The sequence below is a fragment of the Sinorhizobium sp. BG8 genome (assembly GCF_016864555.1).
Taxonomy (GTDB): domain Bacteria; phylum Pseudomonadota; class Alphaproteobacteria; order Rhizobiales; family Rhizobiaceae; genus BG8.
Genome location: NZ_CP044011.1, coordinates 2867719 through 2881013 on the forward strand (window position 1 = coordinate 2867719; position 13295 = coordinate 2881013).

Here is a 13295-nt window from a genome sequence, read left to right on the forward strand (position 1 = left end):
TTAAAGAGGCTTGGCAAGCGCGGGAACTATGTCTAAAAATAGTGCAGAAACGAGGACTGCTTGAAAGATAAGCACTTGCTGAATGCCTCCCTGTCCGAGCCGTTGACCATCGGTCACCAGACGCTGCGCAATCGCGTGGTACTGGCGCCGATGTCCGGCGTCACCGACCTGCCGTTCCGCGAGTTGGCGTGGCGCTTCGGTGCAGGGCTCGTCGTGACCGAGATGGTCGCAAGCCGTGAACTCGCAGTCAACTCCCCCGAGTCCTGGGCTCGCATCCGCAACTGCGGGATTCGTCCGCATATGGTGCAGCTCGCCGGTCGCGACGCGCACTGGATGGGCGAGGCCGCCCGTATAGCCGAGGCGAACGGTGCGGACATCATCGACATCAACATGGGCTGCCCGGCCAAAAAGGTCATCGGTGGCTATTCCGGTTCGGCACTGATGCGCGATCCCGATCACGCTTTGACCCTCGTTTCGGCGACGGTGAATGCAGTGAAGGTGCCGGTCACGCTGAAGATGCGTCTCGGCTGGGACCACAACTCGATCAATGCACCCGAGATTGCGAGGCGCGCCGAAGAGGCGGGCGTAAAGATGATCACGGTGCATGGGCGTACCCGCATGCAATTCTACGAGGGCAGGGCGGATTGGGACGCCATTCGCGCCGTCCGCGATTGCATCTCGGTCCCGCTCGTCGCCAATGGTGATGTGGACACAGTAGAGGATGCGCGGGAGATCCTGCGGCGCTCGGGCGCGGACGCGGTGATGCTCGGACGCTCGGCTCAGGGGCGGCCCTGGCATCCGGCGGTTCTCGCCGGAGCCTGCAGCGCGCCGGCGGGCGAGGATCTTGCTGCCCTCGTTGTCGAACACTATCGCATGATGCTCGACTTTTATGGTCCGGAGGCCGGGCTCCGTCATGCTCGCAAGCATCTTGGCTGGTATATCGAGCGCCATGCGACGGATCTGCCGTCGCAATCGAAGGCGGAGATCCTGACCTCGCGCGACACCGCGTTCGTAATCGATCGCATGGGTGAAACTCTGCGCGCGGAGGCGGCAATTCAGGAAGTGAAAGCGGCATGAACAGCGGCAAGCGCAACGACGATCCGGCGAACGGCAACGGCCTCGCCATGGCGGTTCTCAACGCCGTCCAGAATCCGGTCATACTTGTCGACGAGGCGGGGCTGATCGCCTTTGCTAACTGGGAAGCGGAATCCTTTTTTGGGGCAAGCGCCCAGTACCTCGCTCGGAACACGGTCAATACCTTCATTCCCTTCGGCAGCCCGCTCCTGACCTTGATCGACCAGGTCCGGGAGCGCCGGGCACCGGTCAACGAATACCGCGTCGACCTGAGCTCGCCGCGGCTCGGCGCCGACAAGCTCGTCGATCTCTATGTAGCGCCGGTGACCAGTCTGCCCGGATCCGTGGTTATCGTCTTCCAGGAACGATCGATGGCCGACAAGATCGACCGGCAGCTCACCCACAGGGCGGCGGCGCGCTCCGTGACCGGGCTCGCTTCCATGCTCGCGCACGAGATCAAGAATCCCTTGTCGGGCATACGCGGTGCGGCGCAGCTTCTTGAAACGTCCGTGATCGACGAGGACCGCGCCCTGACGCGCCTCATATGCGACGAGACCGATCGCATCGTGTCGCTGGTCGACCGCATGGAAGTCTTTTCGGACGAACGTCCAGTGGATCGCGTTCCGCTGAACATTCACTCCGTGCTCGATCACGTGAAGGCCGTGGCGAAAGCCGGTTTCGCCCGCCATATCAAGATCACCGAGAACTACGACCCGTCCCTGCCGCCGGTCTTCGCCAATCGGGACCAGCTCGTCCAGGTGTTCCTGAACCTGATCAAGAACGCCGCCGAGGCGATCGGCGACAAGACGGACGGCGAGATCATGCTGACGACGGCCTATCGCCCCGGCATTCGCCTGTCTGTTGCAGGAACGCGGGAAAAGATCTCGCTGCCTCTCGAATTCTGCGTTCACGATAACGGGCCTGGTGTCCCGTCCGATCTGCTGCCGCATCTCTTTGACCCGTTCATAACCACCAAGACGAACGGTTCCGGCCTTGGTCTGGCGCTGGTCGCCAAGATCATCGGCGGACACGGCGGCATCATCGAATGTGACAGTCAGAGCCACCGCACGACCTTCCGCGTGCTCATGCCGGCTTCCAAGGGCGTGAGCGAAGACGACGATACCTCCACGACCAGAGGACATTCCCGATGACAGGTGCCACAGTCCTTGTTGCAGACGATGATGCAGCGATCCGCACAGTGCTCAATCAGGCATTGAGCCGCGCCGGCTACGACGTCCGCATCACCTCGAATGCCGCAACGCTTTGGCGCTGGATTGCCGCGGGCGACGGCGACATCGTCGTCACGGACGTGGTGATGCCGGATGAGAATGCCTTCGATCTGCTGCCGCGCATCAAGAAGGCGCGGCCGGATCTGCCGGTCCTGGTCATGAGCGCCCAGAACACATTCATGACGGCGATCAAGGCATCCGAGAAAGGTGCCTACGACTACCTTCCGAAGCCCTTCGACCTGACCGAATTGATTGCCATCATCGGTCGGGCGCTGGCCGAGCCGAAGCGCAAGCCGCCGAAGCAGGACGACGACATGCAGGATGGCATGCCGCTCGTCGGCCGCTCTGCTGCCATGCAGGAAATCTACCGTGTCCTGGCGCGTCTGATGCAGACCGACCTCACGCTCATGATCACAGGCGAATCGGGTACCGGCAAGGAACTGGTGGCGCGTGCGCTCCACGACTACGGCAAGCGTCGAAACGGACCGTTCGTGGCGATCAACATGGCCGCCATTCCGCGCGACCTGATCGAGTCGGAACTCTTCGGGCATGAGAAGGGGGCGTTTACCGGCGCGCAGAACCGTTCGACGGGCCGCTTTGAGCAGGCTGAAGGCGGAACCCTCTTCCTCGACGAGATCGGTGACATGCCGATGGATGCCCAGACCCGTCTTCTTCGGGTGCTGCAACAGGGGGAATACACCACCGTCGGCGGTCGCACCCCGATCCGTACGGATGTCCGAATTGTCGCGGCCACGAACAAGGACCTGAAACAGTCAATCAATCAAGGGCTTTTCCGCGAAGACCTCTACTATCGTCTCAACGTCGTTCCCCTGCGTCTACCGCCGCTTCGCGATCGCGCCGAGGACATTCCCGACCTCGTTCGCCATTTCGTCCAGCAGGCCGAGAAGGAAGGGCTCGACGCAAAGAGGTTTGACCAGGAAGCGCTGGAGCTCATGAAGGCGCATCCGTGGCCGGGCAACGTTCGCGAACTCGAAAACGTCGTGCGCCGCCTGACCGCGCTCTATCCTCAGGACGTGATCACGCGCGAAATCATCGAGAGCGAATTGCGCTCCGACATTCCCGACAGTCCGATAGAGAAGGCGGCCACGCGCAGCGGTTCGATGTCGATCTCTCAGGCGGTCGAAGAGAACATGCGCCAGTATTTCGCAAGCTTCGGCGAAGGACTTCCGCCTTCGGGCCTCTACGATCGCGTGCTCGCCGAAATGGAATATCCCCTAATCCTGGCCGCCCTGACGGCAACCAGGGGTAACCAGATCAAGGCTGCAGACCTTCTCGGTCTCAACCGGAACACGTTGCGCAAGAAGATACGGGAACTCGGAGTTTCCGTGTACAGAAGCTCCCGTTCCGCTTGACACTGCCCCTCCCGGCGTTGCATTTTCGCCACAATATGTTGCTTCATGGTAACAGATGGAATCTGCGTCCGCAGCTCTTGCGACAGCGGAATGCAGCTTGTTCCCAGAGGTATCTGAACAGCGACCGCGTGCCCGTTCGGGTTTCCGGAATACGCCGGCAATGGAATATGGGTGGAGCGTACGCCCCGCCCGCGAGCAGAGAAGCGGACTATGGCTGAGGGGACGACCCTGGTTGGCACCACGCAACAGCATGCGAACGGCGGTTCCGATCGCCGGGCGTCCTTCGCGTTACCGGGGCTGGTACTGGCTGGGGGCGCGCTTGTTGCGGCGACGATCTCGCTCTTCATCCTCCTCGGGCTTACGCCTATCAAGCCCGAGACGAATGTCGTCATCGCCTCCGCATCCATCAACGCGATTTTCGTTGTCGGTCTTATCTTCCTGATCGGACGGGAAATTTCACGACTCCTCAAGGCGCGGAGCCGCGGAAGGGCGGCAGCAAGGCTGCACGTACGCATCGTCGCCCTGTTCTCGATCGTCGCGATCACGCCGGCGATCCTTGTGGCGATCTTTGCATCGATTACGCTGAATGTCGGTCTCGACCGATGGTTCTCCATTCGAACGCAATCGATCGTCAGTTCGTCGCTGAATGTCGCCCAGGCCTACATGCTCGAGAATGCCAGTTACCTGCAGGGCCAGACGGTCTCGATGGCAAACGATCTCGACAGGAACCGCCAGCTTTACAGCCTGGACCGCACCGGCTTCATCGAGCTGATGACCCGCCAGGCGAGGGGCCGCGGGCTCCTTGGCGCCTTCCTGCTGCGGGCCGATGGGACCGCGATTCTGCAGGCGAAGATCTCGACCGAACGGCCTCTGCCGGCCATACCTGATGACGCGCTGAAGGCATCCGCAGCAGGCCAACCGACGCTGATACCGCCCGGCGCGACAAATCTGGTCGGCGCGGTCATAAAGCTCGACAACATCCCGGACTCGTTCCTCTACACCATCCGCACCGTCGATCCCGAAGTCATGCGCTCGATGCGCCTGATGGAGGAGAATGCTGCGGAGTATCGCGCGCTGGAGGCCGGCCGAACCACGCTTCAAGTCGCATTCGCGGTGCTCTACCTCGGTTTCGCACTTATCGTGCTGCTCGCCGCCATCTGGACCGCCATCGCCGTCGCCGACCGGATCGTGCGCCCGATCCGCCTGCTGATCGGCGCTGCCGACAGCGTCGCCTCGGGCAATCTCGACGTCAACGTTCCCGTGAGGACCGCGGATGGCGACGTGGGTAACCTCTCGCGGACCTTCAACAAGATGATTGCCGAGATCCGGGTTCAGCAGGAGCAGATCCTGGACGCGAAGGACGAGGTCGATCATCGCCGCCGCTTCATCGAGGCTGTGCTCTCGGGCGTGACCGCCGCCGTTATCGGCGTCGAGGAAGACGGACGCGTGACGATCGCGAACCCGACCGCTGAGATCGTTCTGGGCCGGCCCATGGCATCCCTCGTCGGCGAACGCCTGGCGGACGTCGCGCCCGAGATCGAAGCCGTCCTCGCCGAAGGCGCCAACAGGTATCGAAGCGACCATCGTCAGCAGGTCAATATCATGCGTGGCGGCAAGGAACGGACCTTGAACGTCCAGATCACCCGCGAAGAGGCGAAGGACGCCAAGCAGTCCTACGTCATCACGATTGACGACATCACGGACCTGGTGATTGCCCAGCGCTCGACCGCATGGGCCGACGTGGCGCGTCGTATCGCGCATGAGATCAAGAATCCGCTCACGCCCATCCAGCTGTCGGCGGAACGCATTCGCAGGCGTTACGGAAAGCATATCGACCCTGACGACCGGGCCGTGTTCGACCAGTGTACGGACACGATCGTGCGGCAGGTCGAGGATATCGGCCGAATGGTTGACGAATTCTCCGCCTTTGCCCGCATGCCGAAGCCGACCAAGGAGCGTGCCGACCTTCGGACGATCCTCAAGGATGCGGTATTCCTTCGCGAAATGGGCAACACCCATGTCGACTTCCAGAAGGAATTCGGGGACGCGCCGCTGACCGGGCATTTCGACAACCGGATGCTCGGGCAGGCCTTCGGAAACCTTATCAAGAATGCCGTCGAGGCCATCGAGGGGCTGCCGGCGGATGCCGTGCGTGATGGCCACAGGATCCTGGTTCGTGCCAGGAGGAACGATGTGGCCCAGCAATTCGTCGTGGATGTGATCGACAACGGTCGTGGACTTCCGACCGAAAACCGGCATCGCATTCTCGAACCCTACATGACCATGCGCGACAAGGGCACCGGGCTCGGGCTCTCGATCGTCAAGAAGATCATCGAGGATCACGGCGGTCACATCGAGCTGCACGACGCACCCGCAGATTTCGACAGGGGCTACGGAGCGATGATCCGGGTAGTCCTGCCCTTCGAGGATCAAATGTCTTCTGGTGCTGATACCAAGAACAAGGAAATGACTGATGGCGTCTGATATTCTGGTCGTCGACGACGAAGAAGACATCCGCGAAATCGTCTCGGGCATATTGTCCGATGAAGGGCACGAGACCCGGACCGCCTTCGACAGCGACAGCGCGCTCGCCGCGATCAGCGACCGTGTTCCGCGCTTGGTGTTCCTGGACATCTGGATGCAGGGAAGTCGCCTGGACGGGCTTGCCTTGCTGGACGAGATCAAGAGCCGTCATCCGGACCTGCCCGTGGTGATGATTTCCGGCCACGGGAACATCGAAACGGCGGTATCGGCCATTCGCCGCGGGGCCTACGATTTCATCGAGAAGCCGTTCAAGGCGGACCGGCTCGTGCTGATCGCGGAGCGTGCTCTCGAGAACTCCAAGCTTCGCCGCGAGGTGAGCGAACTGAAGAAGCGCTCCGGCGATCCGGCCGAGCTGATCGGAACGTCCGTCGCCGTCTCCCAGCTTCGCCAGACCATCGACAAGGTGTCGCCGACCAACAGCCGGATCATGATTCATGGACCGTCCGGATCGGGTAAGGAACTCGTCGCCCGGATGATCCACCGAAAATCCAATCGCGCCAACGGGCCCTTCGTTGCCCTGAACGCGGCGGCCATCACCCCGGATCGCATGGAGATCGCTCTTTTCGGGACGGAGGGCGGACCGGGACAGGCAAGACGCACCGGCGCGCTTGAAGAGGCTCACAACGGCATCCTCTATCTCGACGAAATCGGCGAAATGCCGCGCGAGACGCAGAACAAGATCCTGCGCGTGCTGGTGGATCAGCAATTCGAGCGGGTCGGCGGCTCGAAGCGGGTAAAGGTCGACGTCCGGATCATCTCGTCCACCGCCTACAATCTCGAGAGCCACATAGCGGACGGTACGTTCCGGGAAGACCTCTACCATCGACTGGCCGTCGTGCCCGTGCGTGTACCCGCGCTTGCCGAACGCCGCGAAGATATCCCTTTTCTGGTCGATCTCTTCATGCGGCAGATCAGCGAGCAGGCAGGCATCCGCGCGCGCAAGATCGGCGACGATGCGCTTGCCGTCCTCCAGGCTCACGATTGGCCCGGCAACATCCGCCAGTTGCGCAACAATATCGAGCGGTTGATGATCCTCGCCCGCAGCGACGGTCCGGATACCGCCATTACCGCCGATATGCTCCCCACCGAGGTCGGCGACATGCTGCCGAAGGTCTCGACGCAGGGGGACCAGCACATCATGACGCTACCCTTGCGCGAAGCACGCGAAATGTTCGAGCGCGACTACCTCATCGCCCAGATCAATCGTTTCGGCGGCAATATTTCGCGCACTGCCGAGTTCGTGGGCATGGAGCGGTCCGCTCTGCATCGAAAACTCAAGTCGCTCGGAGTATAAGCCCGGAACTGCCGGCCGCCGCTTGTGATTCGTTGCTGCCCCGCACGAGGGAATATTCATGAAAGTCATCATATGTGGTGCCGGACGGGTGGGTTACGGCATCGCGGAGCGCCTGGCCCAGGAAGGCAACGACGTCTCGGTGATCGACACACAGGCATCCCTGATCAGTGCGATCACGGAGACGCTGGACGTGAGCGGTCACGTCGGTCACGGCGCTCATCCGGAAGTGCTCGCGAAGGCCGGGGCTGACCAGGCCGACATGATCATCGCGGTCACGCTCTTCGACGAGGTAAACATGGTGGCCTGCCAGGTCGCTCATTCCCTTTTCGGCGTACCGACGAAGATTGCCCGCATTCGCTCCCAAAGCTACCTCGCTCCCGAGTATTCCGATCTGTTCTCCCGGGAAAACCTGCCGATCGACGTCACGATTTCCCCCGAAGTGGAAGTCGGAAAGATGGTGCTGCGCCGGATCTCCTATCCCGGCGCGACCGATGTCGTCCGCTTCTCCGAAGACCGGGTGGTCATGCTGGCGATCGAGTGCATGGAGGATTGCCCGGTCGTCAACACGCAGTTGCGGCAGCTCTCTGAACTCTTCCCTGATCTGAATGCGACCGTAACGGGCATCTACCGAGATGGGCATCTGTCCGTTCCGAGCTCCCAGGACGAACTCTTGACGGGCGACCTCGCTTACGTCGTCTGCGACCGCGATCACACCCGCCGGACGCTCTCGCTCTTCGGACATGAGGAACAGGAGGCGGCTCGCATCGTAATCGCCGGCGGGGGCAATATCGGCTACTTCGTCGCTAAAGCGATAGAGGATCATCAGCCGAGGACCCGCATAAAGATCATCGAGAACGACCGCGAGCGCGCGGTCCTGGTCGCCGACAAGCTTCGCAACGCCGTCGTCCTTCACGGCTCCGCGCTCGACCAGAAGATCCTCATGCAGGCGGATATCGAGAATGCCGACCTCGTCGTGGCGCTGACCAACAACGACCAGATCAACATCCTCGGCAGCGTCATGGCGAAGAAGCTGGGCTGCAAGCAGAACCTGGTCCTGATCAACGATCCGTCCTACCAGGAATTCACGAAAAGCCTGGGTATCGATGCCCATATCAATCCCAGGGCGGTGACGATCTCGGGCATTCTGCAGCACGTGCGCAAGGGGCGCATCCGTGCCGTCTATGCCGTACAGCACGGTTCCGCCGAAGTGATCGAGGCAGAAGCGCTGGAGACTTCTCCGCTCGTCGGAAAGCCCCTGCGCGAGACGGACTTGCCGGATGGCGTGCGCATAGGCGCCATCTATAGGGACAAGACATTCATACGCCCGGACGGCAACACCAGGGTCAAGGCCAAGGATCGGGTCGTTCTCTTTGCCAAGGCCGAAGCCGTGCGCCACGTCGAGCAGCTTTTCCGCGTCAGTATTCAATTTTTCTAGGGGCACCATGCCGAGATACGCCTATGTAAACGGACGATACCTGCGCCACGCCGACGCCGGGGTTCACATCGAGGATCGCGGCTACCAGTTTGCCGATGGCGTCTATGAGGTCTGCGAGGTCCGCCACGGCCAGATCGTCGATCTGACACGCCATCTGAACCGTCTCGATCGCTCGCTCGGCGAAATCCGTATCCGGGCGCCGATGTCCCGTGCAGCGCTCGTCGGGATCATCCGCGAACTGTTGCGCCGAAACCGCGTGCGCAATGGACTGTTCTACCTGCAGGTAACACGTGGTGTCGCTCGTCGCGACCATGTCTTTCCATCCGCCGAAACGCCGGCTTCTCTGGTGATCACAGCCAAGAGCACGGATCCGGGAATTATTGCCGGCAAGAACGCAAAAGGAATCAAGGCCGTTACGGTTCCCGAGAACCGGTGGGACAGGGTCGACGTGAAGACGATCGGATTGTTGCCCAATGTCCTGGCAAGGCAGCAGGCGCGGGAGGCGGGCGCCCAGGAGGCGATCTTCGTTGATTCCGATGGCCTGGTGACGGAAGGGGCGGCGACGAACGTCTGGCTCGTCGATTCGTCCGGCCGTCTGGTGACGCGGCCGGCAGAGCACGGCATCCTTCGCGGCATCACCCGCACGACGCTCATGGACGTCGCGGCGCGGCTGGGCCTGGAGATCGAGGAGCGTGCATTTTCCGTCGAGGAGATGCGCTCGGCCCGCGAGGTGTTCATTACCGCGGCGACGAGCATTTGCTTCCCTGTGGTGGAGATCGACGGGGTCCCGATTGCGAATGGCCATCCGGGGATGGCGGCACAGAGAATTCGCGAGGCTTTTTTCGACATTGCGGAAAAGACTGCGATTTGATACCAAAACCCGATGATCTGCGGAAGACTTGTCGGCAGGTCTTTCGGGGGCATGAATTTCATTCAACCGACCAGTTGGGGTCGGCAATCAAGAAAGAAGCGGCGCGATGGCGGAACGTTCTCAGAATTTGCAGGATCTTTTCCTCAATACAGTTCGCAAGCAGAAGATTTCCCTCACGATTTTTCTCATCAATGGCGTCAAGCTGACGGGAGTCGTGACTTCCTTCGATAACTTCTGCGTGCTCCTGCGCCGTGATGGCCATTCGCAACTGGTCTACAAGCACGCCATCTCGACCATCATGCCCGGCCAGCCGCTGCAGATGTTCGAGTCCGAAGAAAGCGCCTCCTGACAGGATCAGGCACATTAAGAAACGCGATACAAAACAGGACTCGCTCGTTCCGGAGCTCGAGAAGCGCCGCGACGACATGCGAGCAGTCGTCATCACGCCAGTCGTCAAGAAGGGCGGGGCAAACAAGGACGTGACCGTGTCGCGCAGCGACGAGGCACGTCTTGCCGAGGCTATCGGTCTTGCAAAGGCGATCGACCTCGAGGTCGTCCACGCGGCGGTCGTGCCCGTAAGCCAGCCGAAGCCGGGTACGTTGCTCGGAACCGGAAAAATTGCCGAGATCACCGAAGCGCTCGATGCAAACGATGCGGGTCTGGTGATCGTGGATCATCCGCTGACGCCCGTGCAGCAGCGGAACCTCGAAAAGGAATGGAACGCCAAGGTCATCGACCGCACGGGCCTCATCCTGGAGATCTTCGGCCGGCGTGCCTCGACGAAGGAAGGTACGCTTCAGGTCGAACTCGCGCATCTGAACTACCAGAAGGGTCGACTGGTCCGAAGCTGGACCCACCTTGAGCGTCAGCGCGGTGGCGCCGGCTTCATGGGTGGCCCTGGTGAAACCCAGATCGAGGCCGACCGTCGGCTTCTGCAGGAACGAATTGTCCGCCTGGAACGTGAACTCGAACAGGTGCGGCGCACCCGTCAGCTTCACCGCTCGAAGCGCAAGAAGGTTCCACATCCGATCGTTGCTTTGGTGGGGTACACCAACGCCGGCAAGTCGACGCTGTTCAACCGGATAACCGGGGCAGGGGTTCTGGCTGAAGATATGCTCTTTGCCACGCTCGATCCGACCCTCCGGCGCATGAAGCTGCCGCAGGGCCGCATGGTCATCCTTTCCGATACCGTGGGTTTCATTTCCGATCTGCCGACCCACCTGGTGGCCGCTTTCCGCGCGACCCTGGAAGAGGTTCTGGAGGCCGACCTCATTCTGCACGTGCGCGATATGTCCGACCCCGACAATGCGGCACAGGCCGGCGATGTCATGCGCATTCTCGCGGATCTCGGAATCGACGAGAAGGACGGTGCCGAGCGTATTCTGGAAGTCTGGAACAAGATCGACGGCCTCGACCCGGTCGCCCGGGAGGCGCTCGTTCAGAAGGCGAGCAGTGCCGAGAATACCATCGCTGTTTCGGCATTGACCGGCGAGAATGTCGATGCGCTTCTCGCCGAGATCAACAAACGGCTGTCTGGCGTTCTCGTCTACCGGGAGGCAATCGTGCCGGTGGACAAGCTGCAACTCCTGCCATGGATCTACGATCACTCAATCGTCGACGAGCGGCGGGACCTCGAGGACGGAAGTGTTGCGGTCGACGTGCGCTTGACCGAAACGGAAGCGAAGGAACTCGACAGGCGGCTCGGCATTGGACAGAAGCGCGCCCGTGAGGATTGGGAATAGCCCTTCGCATTCGGGGAAGTTGCCAGGACACGCGCGCTTCTATTGGAGCCGACTATCCTCAGGCGTTTCGCTATGCGGTGTCCATTCCACGCGTGTCGCAGCGCGACCGAATTCGTTTCCGTCCTACGTGAGACCTGCCACGGGGAGTTTCCGCTTCACCGAGCCGAGAAAGCGCTCCCCTCCCATTTCGATATAGCTTCGAGCGCCAAGCCTCTGAAAAGACTTGTAGGTTCTAAACCTAACTGAGCTGCCTTTCTATCGACTTGGCGGCCTGCCAGAGTTCCTCCATTCGCTCGAGCGTTGCTGAATCCAGGCTCTCGCCATGAGCCTCAAGCTGTTGTTCGATGTGCGAAAAACGGCGGCGGAACTTGGAGTTCGTCCCGCGCAATGCCATTTCGGGGTCCGCGTCGGTGTGGCGGCCGATGTTGACGACGGCAAACAGGAGATCGCCCAGTTCGTCCCGCACCTTGGCCTTGTCGCCCTCTTTCAGGGCTTCGCGCAGTTCTCCGATCTCCTCGGTGATCTTGTCCAGGATCGGCTCGGGCTCCGACCAGTCGAAACCGACCTTTGCCGCGCGCTCCTGCAGTTTCAGCGCCTCGACCAGTGCCGGAAATGATCGCTGGACCCCTCCGAGATATCCTGTCGCGGTTTCTTCCGGCAGGCCACGCTTCGCGCGCCGCTGGTGTCTTTCGCGCTTCTCGGCCTGCTTTATTTCGTGCCACTGGCGCTTGACCGCCTCAGGCGTATCGGCGTCGGAGCGATCAAAGACATGCGGATGGCGGCGGATCATCTTGCGTGTGACGGCTTCCACTACATCTTCAAAGGTGAAGTCGCCGGCTTCTTCCGCCATGCGCGCATGGAAAACGACCTGAAGCAGAAGGTCGCCGAGTTCGTCGCAGAGATCGTCCATGTCGCCACGTTCGATCGCGTCAGCAACCTCGTATGCCTCCTCGATCGTATATGGCTTGATCGTCTCGAAGGTCTGGACGACGTCCCACGGGCAGCCCGTTTCCGGCTGTCGAAGGGCGGCCATGATGTCGATGAGGCCTTGAATGTCGCGTGAGGGCTGCATCTGCTTTTCCGTGGGCGGGAAGATCAATTGAGGGGAATGCTGTTGTTGCTCTTGCCGGCCTGATAGTCCTGGGAAAGACGATCGTAGGCGGCGCGAACACGAGCGTCCTGGGATTGAAGGCCGGGCTTTTCCTGGTCGTCGGCTGTCGCGATGAGATCGCCGATCGCCGCTGAACGCCAGAATGCGTTTTGCCTCGCGTATCCGCCGGGGTCGAGGCGGAAGACTTCCTTGAGGATCTTGAGATCGTGGGGGATTGCGAAGCTGTCCCTGGAGTCCTGGTGGCTGAAGAAATAGTAGAAATTGTCGAAGCCCGCCCAGGTTATGGCCGAAAGGCACATCGAGCAGGGTTCGTGCGTGGACAAGAAAATCAGATCCTTGGTATCCGGCTTTTCCGTCCGCTCGTAGAACCGTTTCAGTGTATGGACCTCGCCATGCCAGAGCGGGTTCTCGGTTTCGTTGTTCGTTTCCGCCAGGACCAGCGAAAGGTCGGATTTCCTGAGGATGGCAGCTCCGAAAATCTTGTTGCCGGCAGCAACACCCTTGGCGGTCAGCGGAAGGATGTCGCGCTCGATCACGTCCAGCAGGCGTCTGGCCAAAAGGGGCTGGTTCATTGTGGATTCCTTTTTCGTGTCCTGCCGGAATAGGGTAGTCTTAGCTGCGG

General features: G+C 61.2%; 11 protein-coding genes. 9 read left to right on the forward strand and 2 right to left on the reverse strand.

Features of this window, described 5'->3' with window-relative positions; all coding sequences use genetic code 11:
- Positions 1-60: 60 nt before the first annotated feature.
- The 9 genes from dusB (at position 61) to hflX (ending at position 11562) form a co-directional block, all read left to right on the forward strand.
- The gene (gene dusB, locus F3Y30_RS13610) at positions 61-1077 is read left to right on the forward strand and encodes a tRNA dihydrouridine synthase DusB (RefSeq protein WP_203423222.1); all 1017 of its coding nucleotides are present in this window, start codon (positions 61-63) and stop codon (positions 1075-1077) included.
- Entirely contained in the window at positions 1074-2225 is a 1152-nt protein-coding gene (locus F3Y30_RS13615; RefSeq protein ID WP_203423223.1) for a nitrogen regulation protein NR(II), read from the forward strand. The genes dusB and F3Y30_RS13615 overlap by 4 nt, the downstream gene beginning before the upstream one ends.
- On the forward strand, positions 2222-3676 hold the full coding sequence (gene ntrC / locus F3Y30_RS13620; protein ID WP_203423224.1) for a nitrogen regulation protein NR(I): 1455 nt from the start codon (positions 2222-2224) through the stop codon (positions 3674-3676). Before F3Y30_RS13615 ends, ntrC begins: the two co-directional genes overlap by 4 nt.
- Positions 3677-3886: 210 nt before the next feature.
- A complete protein-coding gene (locus tag F3Y30_RS13625; RefSeq protein WP_203423225.1) occupies positions 3887-6160 on the forward strand; it encodes a PAS domain-containing sensor histidine kinase in 2274 nt (757 codons plus the stop codon).
- Positions 6150-7514 carry a sigma-54 dependent transcriptional regulator gene (locus F3Y30_RS13630; RefSeq protein ID WP_203423226.1) on the forward strand — a complete coding sequence of 455 codons (1365 nt, stop codon included), beginning with the start codon at positions 6150-6152 and terminating at the stop codon, positions 7512-7514. Before F3Y30_RS13625 ends, F3Y30_RS13630 begins: the two co-directional genes overlap by 11 nt.
- Positions 7515-7572: 58 nt before the next feature.
- A complete protein-coding gene (gene trkA / locus F3Y30_RS13635) occupies positions 7573-8949 on the forward strand; it encodes a Trk system potassium transporter TrkA (protein ID WP_203423227.1) in 1377 nt (458 codons plus the stop codon).
- Between the two features lie 7 nt (positions 8950-8956).
- Positions 8957-9820 carry a D-amino-acid transaminase gene (locus F3Y30_RS13640; protein WP_203423228.1) on the forward strand — a complete coding sequence of 288 codons (864 nt, stop codon included), beginning with the start codon at positions 8957-8959 and terminating at the stop codon, positions 9818-9820.
- A gap of 106 nt (positions 9821-9926) precedes the next feature.
- Complete coding sequence (hfq, locus tag F3Y30_RS13645; RefSeq protein WP_183799062.1) at positions 9927-10169, forward strand: RNA chaperone Hfq; 243 nt, start codon at positions 9927-9929, stop codon at positions 10167-10169.
- A 4-nt stretch (positions 10170-10173) separates the two neighbouring features.
- Positions 10174-11562, forward strand: coding sequence for a GTPase HflX (hflX, locus tag F3Y30_RS13650; RefSeq protein ID WP_203426617.1), 1389 nt, complete (start codon positions 10174-10176; stop codon positions 11560-11562).
- A gap of 238 nt (positions 11563-11800) precedes the next feature.
- Here hflX and mazG read toward each other — a convergent pair whose 3' ends face one another.
- Both mazG and F3Y30_RS13660 read right to left on the reverse strand, forming a co-directional pair.
- Positions 11801-12634, reverse strand: a complete 834-nt coding sequence (gene mazG, locus F3Y30_RS13655; protein WP_203423229.1) for a nucleoside triphosphate pyrophosphohydrolase — start codon at positions 12632-12634, stop codon at positions 11801-11803.
- A gap of 23 nt (positions 12635-12657) precedes the next feature.
- Positions 12658-13245 (reverse strand): nucleoside deaminase, encoded by a 588-nt coding sequence (locus tag F3Y30_RS13660; protein ID WP_203423230.1) that lies wholly within the window; start codon positions 13243-13245, stop codon positions 12658-12660.
- Positions 13246-13295 lie beyond the last annotated feature (50 nt).

Excerpts from the sequence above, each read along its gene's own strand:
- F3Y30_RS13615 (WP_203423223.1), top strand. The coding sequence starts at position 1,074 with ATGAACAGCGGCAAGCGCAACGACGATCCGGCGAACGGCAACGGCCTC.
- ntrC (WP_203423224.1), top strand. The coding sequence starts at position 2,222 with ATGACAGGTGCCACAGTCCTTGTTGCAGACGATGATGCAGCGATCCGC.
- F3Y30_RS13625 (WP_203423225.1), top strand. The coding sequence starts at position 3,887 with ATGGCTGAGGGGACGACCCTGGTTGGCACCACGCAACAGCATGCGAAC.
- F3Y30_RS13630 (WP_203423226.1), top strand. The coding sequence starts at position 6,150 with ATGGCGTCTGATATTCTGGTCGTCGACGACGAAGAAGACATCCGCGAA.
- trkA (WP_203423227.1), top strand. The coding sequence starts at position 7,573 with ATGAAAGTCATCATATGTGGTGCCGGACGGGTGGGTTACGGCATCGCG.
- F3Y30_RS13640 (WP_203423228.1), top strand. The coding sequence starts at position 8,957 with ATGCCGAGATACGCCTATGTAAACGGACGATACCTGCGCCACGCCGAC.
- hfq (WP_183799062.1), top strand. The coding sequence starts at position 9,927 with ATGGCGGAACGTTCTCAGAATTTGCAGGATCTTTTCCTCAATACAGTT.
- mazG (WP_203423229.1), bottom strand. The coding sequence starts at position 12,634 with ATGCAGCCCTCACGCGACATTCAAGGCCTCATCGACATCATGGCCGCC.
- F3Y30_RS13660 (WP_203423230.1), bottom strand. The coding sequence starts at position 13,245 with ATGAACCAGCCCCTTTTGGCCAGACGCCTGCTGGACGTGATCGAGCGC.